A 26,961-nucleotide genomic window follows, 5' to 3' on the forward strand; every position below is an offset into this window, starting at 1 on the left:
CGAGGATCAGGCGGAGCAGGAGCTCAGGGCGCACGTCTCAGGCGAACATTGGCGCGATTGCCAGGCCGCGCAATGTCTACGTTGTGAACGAGCTCCCGAAGACTCGCTCCGGCAAGATCATGCGACGACTCCTGAAGGACGCCGCTGAGGGCCGCAAGATCGGCGACACCACGACGCTCGCAGACACGATGGTGATGCAGCTCATCTCAGATCGCGTCGTCGCTGAGCGTGGTGGCGCCAAGTAGCCACCACGCACACAGGCGAAGGGGCGGCGGATCCATGTGGATCCGCCGCCCCTTCGCTGTGTGGGCGGAACTAGTCGCGCACGCGGAAGATGAACTCAACCTCAACGGGAGCGTCGAGCGGGAGCACCGCGACGCCCACTGCGGAGCGTGCGTGAATACCGAGGTCTCCAAACACCTTGCCGAGGAACAGCGATGCGCCGTTTGCGACAGCTGGCTGACCAGTGAAGGTGGGGTCTGAGGCCACAAACGCGGTCACCTTGACGACCTGCTCCACCTTGTCGAGCGAGCCGATGACGCCGCGAACGGCTGCGAGCGCGTTGAGGGCGCAGAGCTGCGCGAGCTCTTCTGCACGCTCAGCAGAAACGAGGCCTTCGCCGACGCCAACCTTGCCGGTCTCTACGAGCTCACCGTTTGCGAAGGGCAGCTGTCCTGCCGTGTACACGTAGTCGCCGTCGCGCACCGCGGGAACGTAGGCGGCTACCGCTGCAACGACCTCGGGGATCTCGAGCCCGAGCTCGTTAATGCGCTCCTCGATAACTGATGACATGTCAGGCCTTTCTCTTCAGGTAAGCAACGTTCCCACCGGCGGGGCCCTCAATGATCTGCACGAGTTCCCAACCCTTGGCTCCCCAGTTGTTGAGGATCTGAGCTTCGTTGTGCAGCAGCAGTGGAGTCACAAAGTACTCCCAACGCGGTCCTTCTTCTGGATCACTCACGGAAGACTCCTTCTTGAAAATTGCTGGTGAAAACGCTTCATGTTGGCGCGAGCGGCGCTGATTGCCAGCTTTTATCGCCTACCCTTGAGTCTATGACCCAAAAGGCCTCAAAGTCTTCGCGCGTGCCCACGGCTAAACCTCGTTCAGTCGGTGGCGTACTCGGCGGAATCATCGGTGCTGTCGCAATGAGTGCCATCGCTGGCATCCTCGTTACCGCAGCCGTCACGCCCGTCGTCGCGCTCTCCGGAGCCGCGGCGACCTCAGCAGTGAGCATCTTCGAGAATCTCCCGAGCAACCTCACGCCTGGCGCGCTGGCCCAGCCAAGCACGATCTGGGCCAAGGACGGCGACAAGAACGTCAAGATCACCGAGTTCTACGACCAGGACCGTGTTCCGGTCAAGTGGGACGAGATCTCGCCCTTCGTGAAGGACGCGCTCGTCGCAATTGAGGATCCGCGCTTCTACACCCACGGCGGCGTTGACGCCCTCGCGGCGTCGCGTGCGGTACTCCAGAACGTTGCAGGCGGGGACGGAATGTCTGGCGCCTCGACCGTGACCATGCAGTACGTGCGAAACGTGCTCGTGCAGGAGTCGACTGCTATCCCCGACCCCGAGGAGCAGGAGAAGGCCTACGCCGAGGCCATGGACCAGACCATGGACCGCAAGCTCAAAGAGATGAAGCTTGCGATCGGCGTCGAGAAGAAGTTCACCAAAGACGAGATTATGACCGGCTACCTGAACATCGCACTGTTCGGCCGCACCGTCTACGGCATCGAGTCTGCCGCCCACTACTACTTCGGAACGACCGCGAAGGATCTGACGCTCGCGCAGTCAGCGAGCCTCATCGCGATCGTGAACCGGCCGACCGCCTACCAGCTCGACATCGAGGAAAACCTCGAGGCGAACAAGACCCGCCGCAACCTCATTCTCGACAAAATGGTCCAGCAGGGGAAGATCACTGCCGAGCAGCACGATGAGGCCAAGGAAAGCCCCGTCGAGCCGAAGATCACGCCGCGCGTCCAGGGCTGCGTTGTCGCAGAGGAGAACTACGGCCTCGGCCACTTCTGCGATTACGTGCAGAACCAGATGAAGAAGGACCCCGAATTCGGCCCGGACGCCGAGACTCGCGAGTTCAACATGCGTCGCGGCGGCTACAACATCTACACCACCGTTGATCTCGATCTGCAGCGCGCAGCCGTCAGCTCGGTTCGCGAGAACGTTCCGCAGGTGATGGAGGGCATCGACGTCGGTGGCGCAACGGTGAGCCAGGAGGTCGGCACCGGCCGCGTGCTCGCGATGGCGCAGAACCGGCCATTCAGCACGGACCCTGCGCTCGCGCCACAGGGCTACACGGCAATCAACTACAGCACCGACCAGAGCGACGGCGGCTCATCGGGCTTCCAGGTCGGCTCAACGTTCAAGGCGGTGACCCTCGCAGAGTGGATCCGCACCGGCCACTCCGTGCGCGACGTTGTGAACGTGAACGGGCGAACCGTTCCGCTGCAAAGCTTCCGCGCCTCGTGCATGGACGGCGGCGTCTACGGCTACGGCAACTGGGAATTCAACAACGACAACATGGGTGTCCGCGGCAACCAGTCCGTGCTCACCGCCATCGGTCAGTCGCTCAATGGCGGCCTCGTGTCGATGCAGCAGCAGATGGACCTCTGCGACACCTTCGCGATGGCAGAGAAACTCGGAATGCACCGTGCGTCACCGGCCCAGAACGAGGAGTTCCCGAACTACGAGGGCTACGACCTCACCATGAACCCGTCGAACACCTTCGGCGGCACCGACGAGATGTCGCCGCTCACCATGGCGACCGCCTTCAGCGCATTCGCTGGCAAGGGGCAGGTCTGCACCCCGGTCGCGATCGACTCGATCACCGGCCCGGACGGCGAACCGGTCCCCTTCAAGAAGAGCTCGTGCTCTGAAGCAATGTCACCCGAGGTCGCAGCAGGCGTTGCCTATGCGCTCGAGTACACGATCACGAACGGCATCGCCCGCCACGCGTTGTCTGCGTTCGGCACCCCGCACCTCGCAAAGACGGGCACGACGGACGAGTACAAGGACAACTGGACTGTTGGCGCATCGAGCAAGGTTGCCACGGCTACCTGGGTCGGTAACGTCGGGCCAAACCCGCAGTGCCTCGGACAGCCCGGCTGTGAGCGCGTCGATACGCGTAACTTCGGCGGCTACCAGGGCCTCACCGCAGCTGACAGCCGCATCTGGCCCTCGGTCATGTACGTCGCCGACGAGAAGTTCGGCGGAGAGGGCTTCGGCGATCCGGCGAGCACCGCGCTCAAGCAGACCACCGTCACCGTCCCCGACGTAGCCGGCAAGTCGTTCGACGAGGCAGCGAGCATGCTCGCGAACGCCAAGTTTGCGTACCGCGACGGCGGCGAGGTTGACTCGTCAGAGCCGAAGGGCATGATCGCCCGCACCGACCCGTCGGCAGGCACCGAGTCAGGGCTCGGAACAGAGATCACCCTGTACCGTTCACTCGGCAACTCGGGCAAAATTCCCGGAGGCCTTGGCGACAAGCTCGCCCGCGACGCGGAAAGCTCGCTCCGATCCGCGGGCTTCACGTCGGTCACCCTCACCTGCTCCGGCGACGGCAGCGTCGACGCCGGCAAGCACAAGGTCAAGTCAGTGTCGCCCGCCGCAGGTGAGGAAGCACGACTGAACGCGAAGATCACCCTCACGGTGGACTGCAAGTAGCGTGGGGCGTCAGCAGAACTCGCGCGCCGCTGCGGCCCTTGGTTGGGCCGCAGCGGGCGTGCTGCTCTGGTCGACCGTCATTGAACGCCGGCTCTTCACCGTCCGGCGCCACGACGTCCCGATCCTCGCGCCAGCGGCCGCCCCCATCCGGGTACTGCAGCTCTCAGACCTGCACCTGGCGCCCTGGCAGACGAACAAGATGAACTGGGTGCGCGGTCTCGCCCAGCTCAAGCCAGATCTCGTCGTGCTCACCGGCGACCTCATGGGGCACACCGGCGCACGGCCGGCACTGCTGCACACGCTCGCGCCGTTCTCCGGCATCCCGACGCTGTTTGTGCACGGTTCAAACGACTACTACGGCCCCAGGCTGAAGAACCCGCTGCGCTACCTTCGCGAGCCGAGCAGGCTGAGCACGCGGACGCAGGACATCGACAACGCGCGCCTCACCGAGGGGCTCACGGGCCTCGGCTTCATAGACCTCAACAACTCGGCGTCATCGCTGCGGGTCCGCGGCACGGACCTCACCGTGTTCGGTCTCAACGATCCGCATATTCGCTACGACGACGCAACGAAGATGCGCGCCGCACTGGCCGACCAGGGCCTCGCCGCAGCCGACTCGCTGGGTTCGCCCGGTTCGCCCTCAAGCGGCGTTCAGGCCGCCGCAAGCGCGCCGGCTGCCGTGCGGCTTGGCGTGGTGCACGCGCCCTACCAGGCCGCGCTCGGAGACCTCCTCAGCGCTCAGGCCGACCTCATCCTCGCCGGCCACACGCACGGCGGCCAGGTACGTGTCCCGGGTATCGGGGCGCTCACGTCAAACAGCGACCTCCCCAATGATCAAGCACGCGGACTCAGCGTCTGGTACGACGCGCACCGCGCCGCCTACCTCAACGTGAGCGCTGGGCTTGGCAACTCGATCTTCGCGCCCGTGCGCTTCGCGTGCAAGCCTGAGGCAAGCCTCATCACGCTCACAGCACCCGACCGGTAGACACCAATCCCGTCGGGCCTGTGTGGGGCCACCAGCGCCCCACACAGGCCGTTCAGGCGGCGTTTACGAGGCGAGCTTTGGCAGCAGCTCAGCGAGCCGCCCTGCGGCCTCCTGGGTCGCTTCAGCGGTGTTGAACGCGCTCAACCGGAAATGGCCGGCTCCCGTCGGGCCGAAGCCGACACCAGGAGTCCCGACGATCTGAGCCTGCTCAAGCAGCGCATCAAAGAACTCCCACGAGTCCATCCCCGCTGGGCAGCGGAACCACACGTAGGGCGAGTGCTCGCCACCAACGGCCTTCACCCCAGCGTTCTCGAGGGTCTCCCGAATGAGCCGAGCGTTTGCGAGGTAGTACTCAACGTCGGCGCGCACCTGCTCACGGCCAGCCGGGCTGTACGTCGCCTCTGCCGCGCGCTGCACAATGTACGGCGTCCCGTTGAACTTGGTGGACTGGCGCCGCAGCCACATCGTGTGGAGCGAAACGCCATCGCGCTGCAGCTTCTTCGGTACAACGGTCCACGAGCAGCGCAGCCCGGTGAATCCGGCGGTCTTCGAGAACGACCCGAACTCAATCGCCACCTCGTCCGCGCCTTCGATCTCGTAGATCGAGCGCGGCACGTCGTCCCCGGTGATGAACGCGCGGTACGCAACGTCAAAAAGGATCACCGCTCCCGTTTTGCGCGCGTACGCGACCCACGCCTCGAGATCCTCCCGCGACATCGTCGTGCCCGTCGGGTTATTCGGCGAGCACAGGTAGATCAGCTCGACGGGCTCCTCCGGGAGGGCCGGCCGGTAGTCGTTGCTGTCGTCACACGGGATGTAGCTGAGGTTTGACCATCGATCCCCATCGAAGGTGCCAAGCCGCCCGGCCATCGCGTTCGAGTCGACATAGACCGGGTAGACGGGGTCGGTCACAGCCACCCGAGCGGAATCCGCAAACAGTTCTTGAATGTTTGCCGAGTCCGACTTCGAGCCGTCACCAACGAAGACCTCATCCGGTGACACGTCCACGCCGATTGCTGCGTACTCGCCAGCGGCAATCGCCTCTCGCAGAAATCCGTAGCCGGTCTCAGGCCCGTAGCCCTGGAATGAGGCGGCGGCGGCCTGCTCGTCGACTGCACTGTGCAGTGCCTCGACAATGGCGGGGGCGAGCGGACGGGTGACGTCGCCGATCCCGAGCCTGAGCACGCGCGCGTCGGGGTGCTGCTGCTCGAAGCGCCGCACCCGCTCCGCTACCTCGCTGAAAAGATACGACTGGGGAATCTCCCCGAAGTTCTTGTTGGTGATCATCGGGGAGATCCTGTCCGTTCTGTGTTTAGGCGCTGAGCTTGGTTGCGACAACCTCGGCGATCTGCACGGTGTTCAGTGCAGCGCCCTTGCGCAGGTTGTCGTTGGAAACGAAGAACACGAGGCCGTGTCCTGCTGGAGCCGACTGATCCTCGCGGATACGGCCGACGTAGGTTGGGTCATTGCCTGCGGCCTCGAGCGGCGTCGGCACATCGCTGAGCTCGACCCCCGGTGCGGTGGCGAGCACTTCCCGCGCGCGGGCAGCGGTGATCGGCGAAGCGAACTCCGCGTGGATCGAGAGGGAGTGCCCCGTGAACACGGGCACGCGCACGCAGGTTCCGGCGACGAGCAGGTCGGGGAGTCCAAGAATCTTGCGGCTCTCGTTGCGCAGCTTCTTCTCCTCGTCCGTCTCGCCCTCGCCGTCGTCAACGATCGAGCCGGCGAGCGGCACAACGTCGAACGCGATGGTCTTGTCGTAGACGCGTGGTGCAACAAATTCAATCGCTGCGCCATCGTGCACGAGCCGCTCAATGTTCCCAGTCTCAACCGCGGCGGTCACCTGTCCAGCAAGTTCGCTGACACCCGCGAGCCCCGACCCTGACACTGCCTGGAATGTCGTCACCTTCATGCGCTCAAGCCCGGCCTCACCGTCGAGTGCCTTCATGACGGGCATTGCCGCCATCGTCGTGCAGTTCGGGTTCGCGATGATGCCCTTGCGCGCCGCGACAGTGGCGTCGAGCGCTTCGGGGTTCACCTCGCTGACGACGAGCGGGATGTTCGGGTCGAGACGCCATGCGCTTGAATTGTCGATGACGATAGCGCCTGCCTCAGCGAACTCGGGCGCGTACTGCTTTGACGCCGCCCCACCAGCCGAGAACAAGACGATGTCGAGACCGCTCTTGTCAGCTGTAGCGACATCCTCCACGACGATGCTCTCGCCACGGAACGTCAGCGTGCTCCCCGCGGAGCGCGCGCTCGAGAAAAGCCGAAGCGACGCTACCGGGAAGTCCCGTTCGTCGAGGAGCGCGAGAATTACGGTGCCAACCTGCCCCGTCGAGCCAACAATGGCGACGGAATACCCCTGCTGTTCAGTCATGTGTGGATCCTGTCCTTCGTGGGTCGGATGCGAAAGGTGCGGCCGCGCGCTGCGGCCAAGAGATGTGTGGGTTTAGCGACCGGTGCCCGCGTAGACAACAGCCGCTTCGTCAGAGTCAAGCCCGAACGCGGTGTGCAGCACGCGAACGGCCTTCTCCATGAGATCTGCACGGGTGACCACCGAGATGCGAATCTCAGACGTCGAAATCATTTCAATGTTGATCCCGGCTTCGAACAGCGCGCGGAACAACTGTGCAGATACACCTGAGCTGGTACGCATGCCGGCACCAACGACCGCGATCTTCGCGATCTGATCGTCGTACAGGAGCGTCTCGAAGCCGAGACCCTCGCGCTCAGCTTCAAGCGCCTCAGTGACCTTGCGCCCCTCCTCCATCGGAACGGTGAAGGAGATGTCTGTGCGGTTCGTGTCGATCGCCGAAATGTTCTGCACGATGATGTCGATGTTCGCGTTTGTGCTCGCAACAACCTCGAAGATTTGCGCTGCCTTGCCCGGAATATCGGGTACGCCGCCCACCGTAATCTTCGCTTCGCTCGCCTCAGCGGCAATGCCAGTGATGACCGACTCTTCCACAAGATCTCCCTTCGGGTGCCCGGTTTTGGGCGTGTACACAACGGTTCCCGGTTCGCCCGAGAAGGACGATCGCACGTGCAGTTCGACGCCGTGACGGCGTGCGTACTCGACGGCCCGCAAATGCAGCACCTTCGCGCCGGAAGCGGCAAGCTCAAGCATCTCCTCCGAGGAGATCGCGTCGATCTTCTTCGCAAGGGGCGCGACCCGCGGATCGGTCGTGAAGACCCCGTCAACGTCGGTGTAAATCTCGCAGCGGTCTGCGTTGAGCGCGGCGGCGAGAGCGACGGCTGTGGTGTCCGACCCTCCGCGCCCAAGCGTCGTGATATCACGCGAGTCGCGGCTGAAGCCTTGGAACCCGGCGACGATCGCGACCGCCCCCTGATCGAGGGCCTCACGCACACGGCCAGGCGTCACGTCGACGATCTTCGCCGAACCGTGGTCTGGCGTGGTGATCATTCCGGCCTGGCTCCCTGTGAAGGAGAAGGCGTCGATTCCCATGCCCTTGATCGTCATCGCGAGCAACGCCATCGAGATGCGCTCCCCCGACGTCAACAGCATGTCGAGCTCTCGCGGAGCAGGAATCGGCGTGCATGCCGCGGCGAGGTCGAGCAGCTCGTCAGTAGTGTCGCCCATCGCGCTCACCACAACAACAACCTCGTTGCCTGTCCGACGCGTCTCAACGATCCGCTTCGCGACGCGCTTGATGCTCTCCGCGTCGGCGACAGACGACCCCCCGAACTTCTGCACGATCAATGCCACGAGGGTCCTCCTTGGTTCTGGGCCAGCTTCTATTCTAGCCCGAGGCACATGCCCGAACCGTGCCGTCCCCCGTGGGTTACGTGCGGTTACTCGACGACACGGCGGCCCTCGAAGGCGCGACCGAGTGTGACCTCGTCCGCGAACTCAAGGTCTCCACCGACCGGAAGGCCAGACGCGAGCCGCGAAACCGGCACCTCGATACTCGTGAGCAGACGCGACAGGTAGGCCGCGGTTGCCTCCCCCTCAAGGTTCGGGTCGGTGGCGATGATGACCTCACGGATTTGCTCTTCGCCCGTCGCCTCACCGATCCGCCGCATGAGCGCAGGGATGCTGAGGTCGTCTGGACCGATGCCATCAATGGGGCTGATCGCGCCGCCGAGCACGTGGTACAACCCACGGAACTGACGGGTGCGCTCGATCGCCACGACATCCTTGGGTTCTTCCACGACGCAGATGAGCGTTGCGTCTCTGCGCGGATCGCTACAGATACTGCAACGCGTCTGCTCAGTGATGTTGCCGCACACTTCGCAGAACCGCACGCGTTCGCGCACCTCAGTCAGCAGGGTGGCCAGGTGTGAGACATCGAAGCTCTGCGTCTGCAAGATATGGAACGCGATCCGCTGCGCGGACTTCGGACCGATCCCGGGGAGCCTGCCGAATTCGTCGATCAGGTCTTGCACGATTCCGTCGTACATCGACTACCTCCTTGGCTCGGGGAGCGGACGCTCCTCCACGAAAATGGCCCCGAGAACCTCGCGAACAACAGCTTCCCCGTATCGGGTGAACTTCGGGGCGGGCTTTGCCGACGGCGCTGCCGCCGTGTCCTCGGGTGATGCTGGTGCTGGTGCTGGTGCTGGTGCTGGTGCTGGTGCTGCCACGCTTGCGGGAGCAGGCGCAGGTGCTGGTGCTGGTGTTGGTGTTGAGCCTGGCGCTGGTGCGACTTCGGGGGCGTGCGCGACCGCCGCCGCGGGTGCCGCTGCGTTCCCGGTTGCAGGCGCAGCGAAGGTGGCGGGGGCCGATGACGCGCCGGAAGCCGACGGTGCTGCGGGGGAAGCCTGTGCTGCGGGGGCCGTCTGGGTTGGCGTGGCCGCGGGCGAGGCTCCGCTCGGCACGGCTGGTGTCGGCGCTGCGGCAGCAGGAGCGGGCATTCCTGAAGCGCCTGCGCCTCCCATTCCGGCGTACGGATCACTGTCGGGGTAGCCGTAATCGTCGTCGCTGTAGCTCGGACCGTCGCCGTAGGGAGAGCTGTCGCCGTAGCCGTCGTCCCGAGCATTCGAGTTGCTTGGACGGCGAGCTTCCGGCGCGGCAGGTGCCTGCTTCGTGGGCTGGGGCTGCTGCTTCGAACGCTGAGTCTGCTCCTGCGGGCGCTGCGGCTGCGTCGCGTCGGACGGTGCCTGCGGCTCTTGCCGCGGCTGCTCCCGTTCGTCGGAGCGTGGCTGACCAGCAGGCGATGCGTTGTCGGTTTTGGTCTGCTGGTCCGAAGCGGATGGGGCCCCCGGAGTCGCTACGGGCTCGGCCGCGACCTGCACGGGCGGCGGCACCGGGTCGGCCCATGCCGGCGCGGCGAGCTTTGGACCGAGTGAACTCAGTCGTGCCGCTGCGCGTTCGGCTAGGTCGTCAACGGGGGCCTTCGGCTGCTGAGTGGCAGCGGCCTCGGGCGAGGGTGTTGTAGACCCTCGATGAGGCTCCTCGGAGTCGGCCGGGCCGGCTCCTGGCTGTGGCTGGGCCTGGGTTTCGCGCGGAGCGCTCACCTGTCGCGGCGCGTAGCGTACGCGGATCCCGGTCGCCTCGAGAATCGTCTCGCGGAGCGGGCCGGCGCCAGCCGACTTGAACGCGTCAAGCTCGGAGCGGTTCGAAACGCCTACGAGCAGCAAGTCTTCTTCGAGCCCGAGAGGCTCAATGTGACGCACGGCGTTCCAAGCCTCGCGATTGGATTCGAGCAGCTCTTCGAGCAGGTCCGGCCACATCTCGAGCAAGTCATCAAACCCGGGAAGGCCATCAGTCTCTGCTTCTGCAGCGTCGCTTCCGTCGGGGGCATCCGTCTCTGCGGCGGCTCCAGCCGGTGCGCCGGCGGTCGCCGCGGGGTTCGCGTCGGCGGCAGCAGCAGGCGGCTGGCCTACCGGTGCTGCCTCGCCTGGCGTTGCAGAGCGGTCAGCGGGGGTCGGCGCGGATCCGGCGGCACTGCTTGGTGCACCGGCCGCGGGTGCGGCCTGCTGCGCGGGTGCGACGGGGCTCGCCTCTGTCGGCGCAGCGGGCGCGACCTGTTCAGTGCCGATCGAAGCGATCTGCGATGCGCTCAAGACGTCTGAGATGGGACGGCCAAAGCCAGCCGCCGCCTCGTTGGGATGCGTGCCACGCTCAGAGCCAGTGCGGGGAGCATCCGAAGCTCCGGCATTCGGCGCCTGCACTGGTGCAGATGTCGGTGTAGATGTCTGTGCGGACGTCTGCTCAGGTGCCGCAGGCGTAGGTGCTGGTGCTGCCGCAGGCGTTGGTGCTGGTGCAGCGGGCGTGTGCTGGGCCCCGGAGTCCTCGTTGCGCAGGAATTCGCGGATCGACGCTGCCGTCTCGGCAGCGTTAGCGACTCGCTCGGGTTGCACAGCCGGCTGCGCAGGTGGCTGGGCTGCGGCTGCAGGCTGTTGAGCGCTGCCGGTCTCAATCGCCTGGGCTGGCTGGCCTTGCCCGACGCCCTGTTCGTGTGGAGAAGGCTGTGCTGCCGGCTGTGCCGGCTGTTGCGCTGGCCGCTGCGGCGGCTGCTGCCCGGTCGGCGCCGCTGGCCGCTGCTGTGCGGCGGGCTGGCGACCCGCTGCTGGAGCGAACGTCGCGGCAGCGCCTGGCTGCACGCCTGCTGGATCGTTGCTCTCCGCGAGGCCAACGAGAGCGCGCGCGATCATGAGCTCGAGGTGCAGCCGCGGCGGCGTCGCGCCCGTCATCTGGTCGAGCGCTTCACGCACGGTGTCGGCTGTGTGCGAAAGCTCCCGCGCGCCAAATGCCCGCGCCTGCTCGAACATGCGATCAAGCTGGTCCTGTGGCACGCCTCTGAGTACTGCGGCGGCGCCATCAATTGACGTCGCATTCACGATGATGAGATCGCGGAGCCGCTCAAGCAGATCCTCAACAAACCGTCGCGGATCCTGACCTGTTTGGATGACCCGGTCAGTAGCCGCAAACGCGGCGGCAGGGTCACCGGAGCCAAGGGCCGCGACGACGTCGTCGAGCAGTTCGGTATGTGTAAACCCGAGTAGACCTGCCGCACGTTCAGCAGAGACCGTGTTGCCCTCAGAACCAGCGATGAGCTGATCGAGGATCGAGAGTGTGTCACGCGCCGATCCACCGCCCGACCGAACCACGAGAGGCAACACGCCTGGCTCGATGATGACGCCCTCGCTGTCGCACAGCTGCTGCACGTAATCGATGAGCGCTGCGGGCGGGATCAGGCGGAACGGGTAGTGATGCGTGCGGGATCGGATCGTGCCGATGACTTTTTCTGGCTCCGTCGTCGCGAAGATGAACTTCACGTGCGGCGGCGGCTCCTCCACGATCTTCAGCAGGGCGTTGAAGCCGCCCGCCGTGACCATGTGGGCCTCATCGATGATGAAAATCTTGAAGCGATCTCGCGCGGGGGCAAATACCGCTCGCTCACGCAGGTCGCGCGCGTCGTCGACACCGCCGTGGCTCGCAGCATCAATCTCGACAACATCGAGGGATCCGCCGCCCGCGCGGCTGAGCTCGACACAGCTCGGGCAGGTGCCGCAAGGAGTGTCCGTCGGACCCTCAACGCAGTTCAGGCAGCGCGCAAGAATTCGTGCGCTCGTCGTCTTACCGCAGCCTCGCGGGCCGCTAAATAGGTACGCGTGGCCGACCCTTCCCGTTCGAAGTGCCGTCATGAGTGGATCGGTCACCTGAGACTGCCCAATCATCTCTGAGAATGACTCTGGCCGATACCGCCGATACAGTGCTGCTACCACGTCACCCATGCTACCTGCGAGGGCCGACATTTACGTGGGCGAGGTGTGACTGTGGAAAAGTCAGGCACGGATTCCGCCCCTATTTCTCCCTGGGGAGGACACGCTCGTTATGCGGTTCGCGCCCGAGCTGACCACCTGTGGAAAACAAAACATAAATGTCGCACGTCTGTGTTTTACTCAACACATGATCCAAACGAGAGACATCGCCCAGGGAGACCGCCCAGCCGCGGCCCCATCGAGTCAGGCTCGCTCGGCGGGCGGCAACTCGCTAGCGGCTCTCACTGATGCGCTTGAGGAGAATGTCCGCAAGCAGCGCGCTCTCGAGGCGGATCGCTTGAACCTTATCTCGCAAGTGGTCGCCTGGTCACAGCAGGAGCGCGACACCTCGCGACGCGAGCTCGAGTATCGTGCCGCCCGCGCAGAGATCGCCGCTCTCCTGCGGATCAGCGAGCAGCGAGCCGAACGAGAAATGTCACTCGCCTACGACCTCTCAGAGCAGTACCCGAACACCGCACAGGCGCTAGCTGCGGGTCAGCTCGACTTGCAGCACGTGCGTGTCATCGTCGAAGCCGGCTACCTTGTTGGAGCCGGTGACGATGAGGAAACCACCTCAAGGCGATCCCACTTCGAAGCAGCCGTGCTGAACATCGCGCTGCAGGAGACGCCAAACAGGTTGCAGCCAGCGGCTCGGCGCATCGCCGAGCACTGGGCGGCGACACCCATTGAGGAGCGGCACCTGCTGGCCGCCAAGCGCCGCACTGTCACCGTCGTCTCCCACGACGATGGGATGGCGGACCTTATCGCGCACATCTCGGCGGTCGACGCCAACGCGATCCGCGAGCATCTCACAGACATAGCCCGGGCGTCCGCGCGTGCGATGGCCAAAGATCGGAAGGACCCCTCTGGCACGGCTGAAGGCAAGCAACTACCGGGCAGCGAAGGCAGCGAGCATCCCGCGAAGCTCTCCCTCGATCAACTCAGGGCAGATGCACTCCGGGATCTCCTGCTTAGCTCGCCGAAGGGCAGGCCGCACCAGCCGGTCACCGGTGATGATTCCCGCAATAGCCAGGCGCCCTCGGCCGGTGCGCCAAGGCTTCAGAGAGAAGCCAAGGGAGAGAATGTTGACGCGGCATCACCTCCCAAGGTTCGCGCACACGTTGAGATCGTCATTCCGTTCTCCGCCCTCACTGCGGACGCGGGCGCGTCGGAGGGCGTGTGCGAACTGCGCGGCTACGGGCCAATGAGTTCGACGGAGGCACTTCGGCTCGCGGCGGCATCACCCACTTGGAACCGGGTGTTCACCGATGATGCAACCGGAGGCGTCATTGCGGTCGACAGGTACCGACCGAGCGAGCAGATGCGACGCACCCTCGCTGCACGCGATGGACACTGCAGATTCCCTGGCTGCAGAGTGCCGACGCGGCGGTGTGACATCGACCACACCGTGGACGCAGCGCGTGGCGGCAGCACGGCGACTGACAATCTGGCGCACTTGTGTCGCGGGCACCACACCCTGAAACACCACAGCGACTGGCAACCAACGCAGGGGCCGGGCGGCGTGCTCACCTGGAAAAGTCCCACCGGTCGGAGCTATACCGACCGGCCACGCGAACACCTCCCCGAGCGACGCAGCCAAGTGCGCTTCACGGAGGCCTGAGCATCCCCCGCGGGTTCCGGTCAGCAGCCCTAGCCTGGTTTAGCTCCCGGAATCTGCAGCACCACACAGGCCCGCGCTTCCGCTCGCTACGTGAGCTCGTACCCGAGCCGAAGTCGGCGGTTCGCGATCGCCGGAAGGACCTCGCGGGCACGGTCCACTGCACCTGGGACTACGTCGGCGATCACGATGCTCTCCTCACGTGGGCCAGCAGCAGCAACCACCTCCCCCAGCGGGTCGATGATACGACTCAAGCCCGTCGTAGCGACGTTGCGCGAGCCTCCGCCGACGGCCGCACTCGCGACCAGCCAACACACGTTCTCGAGGGCGCGCGCTCGAGTGAGAAGCGACCAGTGATCTTCTTTCCCCGGGCCAGACGCCCACGCCGCGACCAAGATGAGCGCGTTCGCGCCGCGATCCACGAGACTGCGGAAGAGCTCCGGAAAGCGTAGGTCGTAACAGTTTGCGAGGCCGAGCCGGAGCAACTCACCGTCGCGCTCAACGTCGAAGACGGGAGGCAGCGCCTCACCAGCGCGCGTATGGGCGGACTCGCTCTGCGCGAATGCCTCGTAGAGGTGGAGCTTTCGGTAGCGAGCGAGCTCAGATCCGTCGCGGTCTACCGCGATCACGGTGTTGAACGGCAGCCCCTCTGGGGAGGGTTCGAAGCCTGCGGCGACGACCACGGCGTCGTGCGTCACCGCGAGCTCGGCAGTTACCGCGGCAAAGCGTTCCCACCAATCTGCGGCGATCTCGTTGAGGCCGTCGACCGTCACTGACTGCAGCAGCACCATCGTCTGTTCTGGGAACACCATCACCTTCGCACCGAGCGCCGCAGCCTCAGCAGCGCGGACCCGCATCGCGTCGATGTTCGCACTCGGGTCGGTCGTCGGGGTGAGTTGGATCGCTGCTATCTTCACGAGAATCCTTCCGGTTATTCACAGTGCCGAGCGACAGGCGCTGCCCTGGGAGCAATCGCTTCACCGGGACAATCGCTGCCCGGGAACAATCGCCGCCCACCGCAACACGCCATGTGCTTTATAGGGACGCTACCAGCGCGATGCTTTGCTGCGCGATCTCCGCTTCCTCGTCGGTCGGCACGACCATTACCGTGATTCGCGACCCTTCGGCACTAATCACGCGCGACCCAGACACATCGGCCTCGTTGCGGGCGGGGTCAAGCAGCAACCCACACCACTCGAAGCCGGCGCAGATCAGCGCGCGCAGATCTGGCCCGTTTTCGCCAAGCCCAGCCGTAAACACGACCGTGTCGGCCCCCTCGAGCACAGCGAGGTACGCGCCAAGGTAGTGGCGAGCGCGATGCACGTACACTTCGATCGCGAGCTTTGCCGCTTCGTCACCGCCCGCTGCAGCGGCGCGCACGTCGCGGAAGTCGTTGCTGCCCGTCATCCCGACGAATCCGGCACGCTTGTTGAGTTCGCGATCCACCTCTTCGATACTCACGCCGCGGCGCAGCAGGTGAAGGATCGCACCGGCGTCAACATTCCCTGACCTCGTCCCCATGACCAGCCCCTCGAGCGGGGTGAGCCCCATCGAGGTGTCAACGGAGCGACCGCCGTCGATCGCACACATTGATGCGCCGTTGCCGAGGTGCAACACGATCTGCTTGAGCTCTTCAACGGGACGCCCGATCAGCTCCGCCGCGCGCCGCGAAACGATCGCGTGTGAGATGCCGTGGAATCCGTAGCGGCGAATGCCATGTTCAGCCGCGAGATCACGATCAAGCGCATAGGTATATGCTTTCGCCGGCATGGTCTGGTGGAATGCGGTGTCAAAGACCGCGACGTGCGGCAGATCGGGGAAAACGCCGAGCGCTGCGACGATAGCGGCGTGGTGGCCAGGGTTGTGCAGCGGCGCGAGTTCGGCGAGATCAAGGATCCGGTCTGCAACTGCGCGGTCGATGAGCGTTGGGGCAATGAACTCGCTCCCGCCATGCACGACTCGGTGTCCAACGGCAACGATCCCGAGCTGATCGACCGGTGTACCCGCGGCAACGAAGCTCTCAACGATTGCCGCGAACGCGGCAGAGTGGTCGGGGATGTCGGCGTCCCTCGCCAACTCGCTGGCCGCGGCGCGGTGCACCACATGACCAGCGCCGCGCTCACCAATCCGCTCGACGAGACCCTGCGCGAGCCGCTCTCCCGAGCGCTCGTCAATGACCTGATACTTGATCGATGAAGAACCCGAGTTGACGACGAGCACGGCGTTCATCGCTCACCAGCCTGCACAGCGGTGATCGCGACGGTGTTCAGAATGTCCTGCACGGTGGCCCCTCGCGAAAGATCGTTGACTGGCTTGTTCAGTCCCTGCAGCACGGGCCCAACGGCGATCGCGCCAGCAGACCGCTGCACGGCCTTGTACGTATTGTTCCCGGTATTCAGATCGGGGAATATGAAGACGGTGGCATGCCCCGCGACCTGCGAGCCTGGCAGCTTTGAGGCACCGGTCTCCGGGTCGATCGCCGCATCGTATTGCAACGGGCCCTCGACCAGCAGCTCAGGGTGGGCAGCGCGAACCAACGCGGTCGCCTCCCGCACCTTGTCCACCTCCGCGCCAGAACCCGAAGCGCCGGTCGAATACGACAGCATTGCGATCCGCGGATCCACCCCAAACTGCTCAGCTGTCTCCGCGGAGGATGCAGCAATGTCGGCGAGCTGCGCCGCGTTCGGATCGGGGTTCACCGCACAGTCGCCGTAAACGAGCACGCGATCGGCGAGGGCCATGAAGAACACGCTCGACACGACAGAGACTCCTGGCTTGGTCTTGATGAACTCCAAGCTCGGGCGGATCGTGTGGGCAGTGGTATTCGCTGCACCCGAGACCATCCCGTCCGCGAGACCAAGGTGCACGAGCATCGTGCCGAAATAGCTCACGTCAGCCATGCGGTCGCGGGCGTCCTCGAGGCTCACCCCCTTGTGCGCGCGAAGCCGCGCGTACTCTGCCGCGAACTCCTCACGCAGCGGCGATGTTTCCGGGTCGATCACTGTCGCGCTGTCGATTGCGAGCCCGAGCTCCGCCCCGCGCTTGCGAATCGCGCTCTCCTCACCGAGGAGCGTCAACCGGGCAACACCGCGCGCGAGCAACGTACTCGCAGCGCGAAGGATCCGATCGTCGCTCCCCTCAGGCAACACGATGTGCGCGTCGGCCTGCGCAGCCCGAGAAAAGAGCTCATACGCGAACATCGCCGGGGTGCGGACGCTTCCGCGGTGCAGGCGCAGCCGCTCACGCAGGTCCTGTGTGTCGACATGCTCGTGGAACAGGGCGAGCGCGGTGTCGAACTTCACTGGAGATTCCTCAGTGAGTAGCCCGCGCGAATGCACGACGCGCTGGGCTGTCTCAAAGGTCCCGTGCGGTGTGCGGATCACCGGGAGCACTGCCCCTACCCCGTCGAGCAAGCGCTCGACGTCTTCCGACAGATCAAAGTCTCCGTTGAGGACGATCGCGCCGAGCGTCGGGAAGCCTTCGGCCTCGTGCGCAATCGATACCGCGAGCAGGGTCTCCGCTCGGTCGGCGGCGATCACCACAACCGACCCTTCGAGGAGGCGCGGGAGCACGTTCGTCATCGACATTCCAGCGATCACGATCTGGGTCACCTCGCGGCTGAGCAGCTCTTCGCTTCCCCGCACGAGATGACCGTCAACGGCGCGCATCACTTCGGATACGGGTGGCGCGACGAGCATCGGCTCCTCCGGGATGGCCCACACGGCTGATCCCTCCGGCACGACCGCGCCAACGGCCGCGACGATGCTCTCGAGCGCCTCAGCGTCAGCGCGGTTGATGAGTGTTGCGAGCACGCTCGCGTGCTCCTCATGCAGTTCGGCCACGCCGAGTTCCACGACCTTCGCGAGCTCACTAGCATCGCGCGCGCTGGACTGTCCAAGCACTTCCTGGTCTGCCATATCCCTGCCGCCAACGACGAGCAGGACGGGCGAGTCGAGATTGGCTGCGATCCGCGCGTTCGTTGAGAGCTCCGTTGGCGCTGCGACATCGGTGTAGTCAGAACCGACGACGACAATCGCGTCGCACTGCTCCCGGAGCGCACGGTAGGCACTCACAATTGCGGCCATCGCGTCCTCCGCATTGCGGGCGAGTTCCTCGTAGGTCACTCCAATGCAGTCCTCATACGAAGCCTCAGACGTCGCACGGCCACGCAACAGTTCGAGTACGCGGTCACGTTCATCTCGAGAGCGGATGACGGGCCGGAAGACCCCGACGCGGGGCACGTCGGCCTTCAACGCATCAAGCACGCCGAGCGCAACCGCGCTCTTTCCCGTGCGCCCCTCTGCGGATGTGAGATAGATACTTGCTGCCACGATCTCAGTGTATGCCTCGCCGTTCAGGCTGTGGGGTGAGACGGCCCACAACAGTGGAATCAGCGGCGGATACACCAAACGGAGGCTCGACCCTACGTGGGGCCGAGCCTCCGCTCAGTGGTGATTCCGCATCAGCCGGGGCCATCAAGGTCTCGACGTTGCCTGTGGGAGTTAGCGGCCAGTGCGCGCCGCAGTGAAGCCGGCTGAGAAGCCTCGCTCAAATACCTCTCGGCGTCCAGCGCGATGGCGCTGATCACCTCGAGTGTGCTCCCACGTTGCGGCGCCTCCGCCACAGTTGCATCCCTGCCCGCGATCGGCAGCGGAGCCACGCTCCTGCGCTTGGCCGAAACCTGGCCCGCGGCCACGGCCGAAGCCACGCCGGTGCCCGTCCTGATGGCCGCGACCGTGCCCGTGGTCATGTCCGCGGTCGTGACCGTGGTCATGTCCGTGCGTGTGCTCGTATCCGCGGTCGCGACCAAAGGCTTGCCTGTCACCGAAGCCACGCTCAGGGCGGAAGCCACGCTCGGCACCAAAGCCACGCTCGGGGCCCTGGCCGAACTCTCGGCCACCGCCGAAGCGCTCGCCTCGATCGAAGCGCTCGCCTCGATCGAAGCGCTCGCCTCGATCGAAGCCGTGTCCACGCCCATGTCCGCGACCGCGACCGCGACCGTGTCCGTGTCCGTGTCCGCAACCCTGACCGTCTCCGTGTGCGCGGCCTGGACCGAAGCCCGGCCCGCGACCGTTGCGGCGGCCCCGCATGTCCTCGGTCCACCCGAACTCTCGGGCGATGGCCTCGAGCGACGTGAGCGTCACCGCGAGATCCGCTGGGGACACCGAGTTCTCGATGCGCTCGCGCACCTCGTCAGAGATCGCGGTGAGCCGCGCCTGGGCTTCGATCCCCATCGCGCTCACGCGCCAACCATCGTTGTCGTGTTCGATCCATCCGCGATCCGCCAGCGACCACAGCCGCTTTCCGTGGCGTTCCAGCCGCTCGAGTCGCCCCTTAGAGCGATCATCGTCGCGGGTGAGCATGTTCAGCACCCGAAGGTCGCGGCGCGATGCGCCCGCCTCAGCGAAGCGCTCGTCCAATTCGTGGGCGACGAGCCCGTCTACCGAACGAAGCCAGCGGCGAAGCGCCCGCACGCTCTGCGGGTGGTCGCCGTTCTTGGTGGTGCTTGCTCCGTCAGCGTCGGCGATGCTGCCGGTGTTGTCGGCGCTTGCGGTGCTGTCGGTGCTTGCGGTGCTGTCGATGCCACCGGTGTTGTCAGCGTTTTCGGTGTTGTCGGAGGTGCCGACGCCATTGACGCCGTCGATGTTTCCGGTGTCGCCCGAGTTTTCGGTGCTGCGGTCATCGTTGTTATTCAAGTTTGTGAAGTCGTGAGTGTTACTCATGAGAAGTCCTTTCCCGCGGGAGCCTCTCCCGCTGTGCATGCCCCCGTTCTCGGGCGAACACACTTTCCATGTCACTGTGCATGCATATGTATGGTGACATGTAATTCAATTCATGTCAAGAGACATGTAAAGTTTTCTTTATGAACACCACAGACTCCGCCCAGCCCGGCGCGGGCCAAGCGCCTACCCCGGAACAGGCAGATGCGCTCGTCGACGCCCTGAGCAGCCTCCGAGGACGACGCGGACCAGGCGGGCGGCGCTGGCCGGGAGGGCCAGGCGGCTGGGGCGGGCCGGAAGGGCCGGGCGGCTGGGGTGGCAAGGGAGGACCAGGGGGCTGGCGCGGCCAAGGCGAATGGGACGGTGGGCTGCGGCCGGGAACGTCGCAAGACCCCCGAGAAACGAGAAGCTCCGGCGAGCACGAGCACGAACATGAGCGTGAGCGTGAGCATGAGCATGAGCACGGTGCGCGCCGCCCAGATTTTGGCGGGGACCGGAGATGGCCCGGCCACGGCGCCGGATCGCCTCGCGGCCACCGCGAGCGGGCGGGTGGCCCCGCCCTCCTGCGACTCCTCGGAGCCCTCGCGCACGCCGAGGAACCCCTCTCGATCAGCGAGCTCGCGGAGCGCATCGGGGTAGATCAGCCGCGGGCTTCCCGGCTTGTTCAGCAGGCGGTGGAGCTCGGCCACGCCGTCCGTGAGGCAGACCCTGGCGACGCCCGTCGCACTCGGGTGCGTCTCACCGACACCGGTGAACACCTCGTGCACGGCGTGCGCGACCGACAGCGACACGACGCCACTTCGGCGCTCGCGGCTCTCGCGCCGGATGAGCGCACCGAGCTGCTCAGGCTCATGGCAAAGCTCGCACAGGCGTGGCCGCACGAGTAGCGGCGCAAACACCGGCGGGCGTGCGTCCCGACCAAGCAGGCGCGCGTCCCGACAAAGAAAGCGCCCCTCACGCACCCGATAGAGCCCGGCTACCCTTGCTCCGTTTCCGGCCTGGGGGAGTTCACCAAGATATCGCCACGTGAGGGGCGGATCCAGTCTAGCGGATCGCGAGCACTACTTCAGACCATCCACCGGCCCGTCATCGACCACGGGTGTGGCGCCGGTACCGGTGCTGACCCCGGCGACTGGGATCGCTCCGGTCGCCGCAACGGGTTCTCCGGTGAGCAGCTCCTCGGCGTGCTCCTCATCGATTTCGCCGGCGAACTGCGCCTGGTAGAGCGCGTGGTACGCGCCCTTGCGCTCGAGGAGCTCGAGGTGGGAGCCCTGCTCGACGATCTTGCCCGATTCCATCATGAGGATCGAATCAGCGTCGCGGATCGTGGAGAGCCTGTGCGCGATGACAAACGAGGTGCGATCGCTGCGCAGCGCCTGCATGGCCTGCTGCACGAGCACTTCCGTGCGCGTGTCGACCGAGGAGGTCGCCTCGTCGAGGATGAGCAGCGAAGGATTCGCGATGAAGGCGCGGGCGATCGTGAGCAGCTGACGCTCGCCTGCAGAGAGCGAGGATGCATTCTCTGAGATCACCGTGTCGTAGCCGTCTGGGAGCTGACGCACGAAGCGATCCACCATCGTCGCCTCGGCCGCGGCGACGACTTCCTCATCGGTCGCGTCGAGGCGGCCGTAGCGAATGTTCTCGCGGATCGTGCCGTCGAAGAGCCACGCGTCCTGGAGCACCATGCCGACGTGTGAGCGCAGCGCCGAGCGGGTGAGCTCGGTGATGTTCACGCCGTCGAGGAGGATCCGTCCGCCGTCGAGCTCATAGAACCGCATGATGAGGTTCACGAGCGTTGTCTTGCCAGCGCCGGTGGGCCCGACGATTGCGACGGTGTGTCCCGGCCGCGCCTCGAGCGACAGGCCCTCGATGAGCTTCGTCTCCTGGTCGTAGCTGAACGACACGTCCTCAAAGCGAACGTGGCCCTCAGTGCGCTCAGGGAGCGAGGCGTCCTCGGTGTCGGGATCCTGCTCCTCGGCGTCGATGAGTTCGAAGGTGCGCTCGGCCGAGGCGACGCCGGACTGCAGCATGTTTGCCATGCTTGCCATCTCGCCGACGGGCTGCGCGAACTCGCGCGAGTACTGGATGAACGCGGTCACGTCGCCAAGTGTCATGTTGCCGCTCGTCACACGCAGCGCGCCGCCGACGGCGATGAGCACGTAGATGAGCGACTGCACGAAGTTCATCGAGGGCATGATCGCGCCCGAGAGCGCCTGCGCCTTGAACGCCGCGGAGAAGAGCCCCTCGTTGCGGCGGTCGAACTCCTCGGTCATCTCAGCCTCACGGTTGAAGATGCGCACGAGCTCGTGGCCGGTGAACGATTCCTCGATGTGCCCGTTGAGGGCACCCGTGTTCTTCCACTGCGCGGCGAACAGCTTCTGCGCGCGCACGCCGACGACGCCCGCGATGGCGGCGGACAGCGGCAGCGCGATGAGCGCGATGAGCGCGAGCTGCCACGAGACCACGAACATCATCGCCATGATGCCGATGATCATTAGCGCGGACTGCACGAGCTGCGAGAACGCCTGCTGCAGCGCCGACTGAATGTTGTCGACGTCGTTCGTCACACGCGACAGCACGTCGCCGCGCTGGCGGCCGTCGAAGTACGACAACGGAAGCCGGTTGATTTTCGCCTCGATATCGGCGCGGAGCTTGTAGACGATGCGCATGACGAGCCGGTTGAGGATGAAGCCCTGCAGCCACATGAGGAACGATGAGACAAGGTAGAGGGCGAGCACCGCGAGGATGAGCAGGCCAAGCAGGCCGAAGTCGATGCCCTGGCCAGGGACGACGTCAGCGCCCTGGAGCATGTCGGCGCGCTGCGTCTCGCCGGCTGCCCTGAGGCCGTCGACGATCTGCTCGAGCGGCACGCCAACGGGCAGGTCCTTGCTCAGCCAGCCGCTGAAGATCACGTCGGTCGCCCGGCCGAGCACCTTCGGCGCAATGACGGCGAGCACGACCGAGCCGATCACGAGGAGCACGACGAGCGCGAACCTGCCCTTCTCGGCCCCGAGCAGGCCGACAAGGCGTTTGGCTGAGGGCCAGAAGTGCTTCGCTTTGCGCGGCGGCGCCTCGTCGCCCATCATGGCGTCGACGCCAGGCTCGAAGTTCGAGAAGTCTTCCTCGACCTCGGCCGTTGCGGCCGCGTCTGCGGCGTTGGCCTGTGCGGCCTTATCTCGCTTTGCCATTAGGCTGCCTCTGCTTCCTCGAGCTGGGATCGCACAATTTCTTGGTACACCTCGCTGCTCGCGAGCAGCTCATCGTGCGTTCCCCTGCCGACGATCTTGCCCGCCTCGACGACGAGAATCTGGTCGGCGTCGGTGATGGTTGAAACGCGCTGGGCGACGATGATGGTCGTCGCGCCCTCGGTCGCTTCGGGAAGCGCAGCTCGAAGCCTCGCGTCGGTCGCAACGTCGAGCGCGGAGAACGAGTCGTCGAACAGGTACACGTTTGGCCGTGCGACGAGGGCGCGCGCAATCGAGAGCCGCTGGCGCTGGCCGCCGGAAACGCTCGTGCCGCCCTGCGAAACTGGCTCGTCGAGGCCGAGCTCACGATCACGGACGAAGTCCTCGCCCTGGGCGATGCGCAGGGCGTCCCAGAGCTCGTCATCGGTTGCACCAGTGCGCCCGAAGCGCAGGTTCGATCCGATCGTGCCTGCGAACAGGTAGGGGCGCTGCGGGACGAGACCGATCGTCTCGGCGAGCTGCGAGCGGGTGAGCGCGGAAACTGGGACACCGTCGATTGTCACGGCCCCCTCCTGCGGATCGTAGAGGCGGAGCATGAGGTTCAGCAGCACTGTCTTGCCTGCGCCGGTCGAACCGATGATCGCGGTCGTCTTGCCCGGCTCCGCGACGAAGCTCGCGTTCTTGACGACGGGCGTCTCTGCGCCGGGGAACCCGAACGTGACGTTTGAGAACTCGATCCTGCCTGCTGCGGGGGTTGCTACCGTCTCCGAGTCAGGGAAGACGAGCGAGGACTCGGTGTCGAGCAGCTCCTTAATGCGCTCAGCGCAGACGACGGCGCGCGGGATCATCATGGTCATGAAGACGCCCATCATGACCGCCATGAGGATCTGCATGAGGTACTGCAGGAAGGCCGTGAGCGATCCGATCTGGATCTGGCCGGCATCCACGCGGTAGCCGCCGAACCAGAGCACGGCGCCGGTAGCGAGGTGCAGCACCATCATGATGATCGGGAACATCAACACGAAGATGTTGCCGACCTTCAGCGAGACGTCGGTGATGTCGCGGTTGGCGACGTCGTAGCGCTTCGTCTCGAAGGGCTCGCGCACGAATGCGCGGACCACGCGGATGCCCATGATCTGCTCACGCAGCACGCCGTTGATCGCGTCGACCTTCTCCTGCATGACGCGGAAGAGCGGGAGGAGCTTCCACACGAGCAGGCTCACGATGACCGCGAGGATCGCGACGGATACCCAGACGAGCCATGCCAGTCCCGCGTCCTCACGGAGCGCCATGACGACGCCACCGATCGCCATGATCGGGGCGGAGACCATGAAGTTCAGGGTCATGAGTACAAGCATCTGGATCTGCTGCACGTCGTTCGTGCCGCGCGTGATGAGCGTTGCGGCACCAAACTTCGTCGCTTCAAGGGTGGAGAGCGTGTCGACCTTGCGGTACACCTCGCGGCGCAGGTCGCGGCCGACCCCCATCGCGGTGCGAGCACCGAAGTACACGGCTACGACGGCGACGACGAGCTGCCCGAGCGCCGCAACGAGCATGATGCTGCCGGTGCGCCAGATAAAGCCGGTGTCGCCGACGGCGATGCCCTTATCGATGATCTGCGCGTTGAGGCTCGGGAGCAACAGCGTGGCGATCGTCGAGAGCAACTGCATGATGAGCACAACGACGATAAACACCCAGTAGGTCTTTGCGTGTCTGAGTGCCAAGGAGATAAGGGCCACAGGCTTCCTTCCGTCGCTGATGAGCTCGAATGTTGGCGACCGCTGGCTCAGCGAATGAGCTGAATCAGCCGGATAAACCTAGCAGGCTTCCCCCAGAGAAGCTACGTTTCGCCAGTGGGCTTGCTGTAACTGCAGTGCCGCGGTCCGCGGGATCCAGTGCGTTTCGGCGCCCGCTCGGTACGTCACAGAGTCGCACGGGGCTGGAAGTTCCTGCGAAACTCCTGTACTACTTAAAAGGTCAGGTAGTTCGCATGCGCCGTTCTGAAGGAACAGAACCGGGTGCTGCGCAGCCAGACGTTCGCCGTGCACCGTCACCTGCTCATGGTTTCAGTGTACCCGCAGCCGCGCGTAGCGCTCCCTGCGGCCACCCGAAAGGACCAGCCCTATCTCACCCTCGACACACTTCGGCTCAGCGCACAGACGCGAGCACTCCGCGAACACCTACCTCCCCGACTCTCCGTTTCTCGCACACCGCTTCCCCACCTAGCTTCCTTCACTTCGTATTCGGTCCCCCGGCATCCGCCGACCCGCAATTTGAAAGGAAGCACCCATGCAAGAGCAGCTTCAGCAGCTCTCGGGCCCCATCGTTGTCGCCCTGTTTCTCGCGTTCTTCGGAACGAGCCTCGTCATCTCCCTCCGCATCAGCCAGAAGCGTGAAAACGCCGACGGCTACATGACCGGCGGCGGTCGCGTCGGCTTCGGCATCTCTGCCGCCTCAATGACCGCAACCTGGATCTGGGCCGCGTCAATGTACGCCTCGGCCACCTCCGGGTACACCTACGGCCTCTCAGGCCCCATTCACTACGGCCTCTGGGGCGCACTGATGATTCTGCTCATCTACCCCTTCGGGCGCAGGATTCGCAAAGTCGCGCCGCGCGCGCACACCATTGCCGAGGTCATGTTCGCCCGCCACGGCCGCTCGAGCCAGCTCATGCTCGCCGGCTCAAACGTGCTCGGCTCAATCATCAGCCTCACGTCGAACCTCATCGCGGGCGGCGCACTCATCGCCATGCTGTCGCCGTTCACGTTCGGTCAGGGCGTCATCGCGATCGGCGCCGGCGTGCTCCTCTACACGCTGTGGTCGGGATTCCGGGCCTCCGTGCTCACCGACTTCATGCAGGTGCTGTTCATGCTCGGCGCCGTGATCATCATCATCCCGGTCGTGTTCTTCGCGGCTGGCGGCCCAGACCTCTTCGTCACGGGCGCGAACAACCTCACCCCGCAGCAGTCGAACTTCTTCTCGTCTGATGCGTTCTTCAACCAGGGTGCGCCGTATATCGCGGCCGTCCTCGCCTACGCGATCGGCAACCAGACAATCGCGCAGCGCCTGTTCGCGGTGCGCGAGGATCTCATCAAGAAGACGTTCGTCACCGCGACCTTCGGCTACGGCGCGACGATCATCGGCATCGGCATGCTCGGCGTGATCGCGCTCTACGCTGGCATCGAGCCGACGGGCGGCGACGTCAACAACCTCATCCCGCAGATGGCCGCGACCTACCTGCCGCCAGCACTGCTCGCGCTGTTCTTCATCATGATCATCGGCTCGCTGTCGTCGACGGCGGATGCGGATCTCACGGCACTCTCCTCGATCGTGATGGCCGACATTTACGGTCAGAACATCGCGAAGGGCAAGCCGAACCCGCGCACGATGGTGCTCATCGGCCGCATCACAATGGTCGTTGCGATGACAGCCGGCATGTACTTCGCCGGCTCGAAGCTCAACATCCTCGATCTGCTCGTGTTTGTTGGCGCGCTCTGGGGCGCGCTCGTGTTCCCCGTGATCGCGAGCTTCTACTGGAACCGCGTGACGAACGCGGCGTTCAGCATCTCCGTGGTCGTTGCCCTCGCCGCCTTCATTCCCGTGCGCTTCGCGTGGATCGACATGAACGGCTGGGTGGGGATCGCGTTCGACGTGCTCGCGACGATCGGCATCGGCGTCGTGCTCGGCCTCATGGCGTTCGGGTTCTTCGGAAAACGCGTCGCCTTCTGGGTTGGTGGGATCTCGATCATCGCATCCGCACCGTTCGCGATCGGCTTCCTGCACACGTACCCGGTGCTCTCAGGCTCGCTCGTCGCGTACTCGGTGAGCACGATTCTGTGCACGCTCATCACGCTCGTCTCGAACAAGCCACCGTTCGATTTCGCGGTCATCAAGGAGCGCACGGGCGACTTCGATCCCGTCGAGGAGATCGTTGCCCGCGCAGCAACCGGTTCGATCAAGACAGTCAGGGACGGCAGCAGTGAGGACTCTGCGGTGACGCACGAGCCCGACGCCCTCCCGACCGGTCAGAAGTAAGGAGTCCCC

At 65.1% G+C, this 26,961-nt stretch carries 18 protein-coding genes, 1 other RNA gene and 1 pseudogene; 6 read left to right on the forward strand and 14 right to left on the reverse strand.

The window, feature by feature from the left end:
- Window positions 1-245: pseudogene (locus SD72_RS13045) on the forward strand (AMP-binding enzyme); the annotation flags it as partial.
- 70 nt (window positions 246-315) lie between these two features.
- On the opposite strand, the gene SD72_RS13050 reads toward SD72_RS13045, so the two are convergent.
- A complete protein-coding gene (locus SD72_RS13050) occupies window positions 316-792 on the reverse strand; it encodes a RidA family protein (protein ID WP_042544903.1) in 477 nt (158 codons plus the stop codon).
- 1 nt (window position 793) lies between these two features.
- Entirely contained in the window at window positions 794-961 is a 168-nt protein-coding gene (locus SD72_RS17790) for a DUF4177 domain-containing protein (RefSeq protein ID WP_157000587.1), read from the reverse strand.
- A 92-nt stretch (window positions 962-1,053) separates the two neighbouring features.
- Here SD72_RS17790 and SD72_RS13055 point away from each other — a divergent pair, with 92 nt between their 5' ends.
- Together SD72_RS13055 and SD72_RS13060 are read left to right on the forward strand one after the other, a co-directional pair.
- Window positions 1,054-3,678, forward strand: a complete 2,625-nt coding sequence (locus tag SD72_RS13055) for a transglycosylase domain-containing protein (protein WP_232299779.1) — start codon at window positions 1,054-1,056, stop codon at window positions 3,676-3,678.
- A 1-nt stretch (window position 3,679) separates the two neighbouring features.
- Window positions 3,680-4,663 (forward strand): metallophosphoesterase, encoded by a 984-nt coding sequence (locus SD72_RS13060; RefSeq protein ID WP_042544904.1) that lies wholly within the window; start codon window positions 3,680-3,682, stop codon window positions 4,661-4,663.
- A 63-nt stretch (window positions 4,664-4,726) separates the two neighbouring features.
- Here SD72_RS13060 and SD72_RS13065 read toward each other — a convergent pair whose 3' ends face one another.
- From SD72_RS13065 to SD72_RS17080, 5 genes are all read right to left on the reverse strand, one after another.
- Window positions 4,727-5,950 carry an LL-diaminopimelate aminotransferase gene (locus tag SD72_RS13065; RefSeq protein ID WP_042544905.1) on the reverse strand — a complete coding sequence of 408 codons (1,224 nt, stop codon included), beginning with the start codon at window positions 5,948-5,950 and terminating at the stop codon, window positions 4,727-4,729.
- 25 nt (window positions 5,951-5,975) lie between these two features.
- Window positions 5,976-7,043: an aspartate-semialdehyde dehydrogenase gene (locus tag SD72_RS13070; protein ID WP_042544906.1), complete on the reverse strand. Its 1,068-nt coding sequence runs from the start codon at window positions 7,041-7,043 to the stop codon at window positions 5,976-5,978.
- Window positions 7,044-7,115: 72 nt separating this feature from the next.
- The gene (locus SD72_RS13075) at window positions 7,116-8,393 is read right to left on the reverse strand and encodes an aspartate kinase (RefSeq protein WP_042544907.1); all 1,278 of its coding nucleotides are present in this window, start codon (window positions 8,391-8,393) and stop codon (window positions 7,116-7,118) included.
- 86 nt (window positions 8,394-8,479) lie between these two features.
- Entirely contained in the window at window positions 8,480-9,088 is a 609-nt protein-coding gene (gene recR / locus SD72_RS13080) for a recombination mediator RecR (protein WP_042544908.1), read from the reverse strand.
- 3 nt (window positions 9,089-9,091) lie between these two features.
- The gene (locus SD72_RS17080; protein WP_442914942.1) at window positions 9,092-12,358 is read right to left on the reverse strand and encodes a DNA polymerase III subunit gamma and tau; all 3,267 of its coding nucleotides are present in this window, start codon (window positions 12,356-12,358) and stop codon (window positions 9,092-9,094) included.
- A 184-nt stretch (window positions 12,359-12,542) separates the two neighbouring features.
- Between SD72_RS17080 and SD72_RS17085 the strand changes: the two genes are divergently transcribed.
- A complete protein-coding gene (locus SD72_RS17085) occupies window positions 12,543-14,015 on the forward strand; it encodes an HNH endonuclease signature motif containing protein (protein ID WP_052492687.1) in 1,473 nt (490 codons plus the stop codon).
- Window positions 14,016-14,101: 86 nt separating this feature from the next.
- Here the strand turns inward: SD72_RS17085 and SD72_RS13095 are convergent, their stop codons facing one another.
- From SD72_RS13095 to SD72_RS17090, 4 genes are all read right to left on the reverse strand, one after another.
- Window positions 14,102-14,929 carry a nitrilase-related carbon-nitrogen hydrolase gene (locus SD72_RS13095; RefSeq protein WP_042544909.1) on the reverse strand — a complete coding sequence of 276 codons (828 nt, stop codon included), beginning with the start codon at window positions 14,927-14,929 and terminating at the stop codon, window positions 14,102-14,104.
- A 118-nt stretch (window positions 14,930-15,047) separates the two neighbouring features.
- Window positions 15,048-16,241, reverse strand: a complete 1,194-nt coding sequence (locus SD72_RS13100; protein ID WP_042544910.1) for an acetate/propionate family kinase — start codon at window positions 16,239-16,241, stop codon at window positions 15,048-15,050.
- Window positions 16,238-18,343, reverse strand: a complete 2,106-nt coding sequence (gene pta / locus SD72_RS13105; protein WP_042544932.1) for a phosphate acetyltransferase — start codon at window positions 18,341-18,343, stop codon at window positions 16,238-16,240. The genes SD72_RS13100 and pta overlap by 4 nt, the downstream gene beginning before the upstream one ends.
- 171 nt (window positions 18,344-18,514) lie before the next feature.
- Entirely contained in the window at window positions 18,515-19,735 is a 1,221-nt protein-coding gene (locus tag SD72_RS17090) for a hypothetical protein (protein ID WP_052492688.1), read from the reverse strand.
- A gap of 140 nt (window positions 19,736-19,875) precedes the next feature.
- Between SD72_RS17090 and SD72_RS18020 the strand changes: the two genes are divergently transcribed.
- Complete coding sequence (locus SD72_RS18020; protein WP_198141972.1) at window positions 19,876-20,619, forward strand: MarR family winged helix-turn-helix transcriptional regulator; 744 nt, start codon at window positions 19,876-19,878, stop codon at window positions 20,617-20,619.
- A 55-nt stretch (window positions 20,620-20,674) separates the two neighbouring features.
- Here the strand turns inward: SD72_RS18020 and ffs are convergent.
- From ffs to SD72_RS13135, 3 genes are all read right to left on the reverse strand, one after another.
- An RNA gene (gene ffs / locus SD72_RS17505) (signal recognition particle sRNA small type) lies at window positions 20,675-20,771 on the reverse strand.
- A 22-nt stretch (window positions 20,772-20,793) separates the two neighbouring features.
- Complete coding sequence (locus tag SD72_RS13130; RefSeq protein WP_084767211.1) at window positions 20,794-22,920, reverse strand: ABC transporter ATP-binding protein; 2,127 nt, start codon at window positions 22,918-22,920, stop codon at window positions 20,794-20,796.
- On the reverse strand, window positions 22,920-24,656 hold the full coding sequence (locus tag SD72_RS13135; protein ID WP_042544915.1) for an ABC transporter ATP-binding protein: 1,737 nt from the start codon (window positions 24,654-24,656) through the stop codon (window positions 22,920-22,922). The genes SD72_RS13130 and SD72_RS13135 overlap by 1 nt, the downstream gene beginning before the upstream one ends.
- 550 nt (window positions 24,657-25,206) lie before the next feature.
- On the opposite strand from SD72_RS13135, the gene SD72_RS13140 reads away from it, so the two are divergent.
- The gene (locus tag SD72_RS13140) at window positions 25,207-26,952 is read left to right on the forward strand and encodes a sodium:solute symporter family protein (RefSeq protein WP_084767212.1); all 1,746 of its coding nucleotides are present in this window, start codon (window positions 25,207-25,209) and stop codon (window positions 26,950-26,952) included.
- The last annotated feature ends 9 nt before the right edge of the window (window positions 26,953-26,961 follow it).

It is taken from the genome of Leucobacter komagatae (assembly GCF_000834055.1).
In the GTDB taxonomy this organism is placed as follows: domain Bacteria; phylum Actinomycetota; class Actinomycetes; order Actinomycetales; family Microbacteriaceae; genus Leucobacter; species Leucobacter komagatae_A.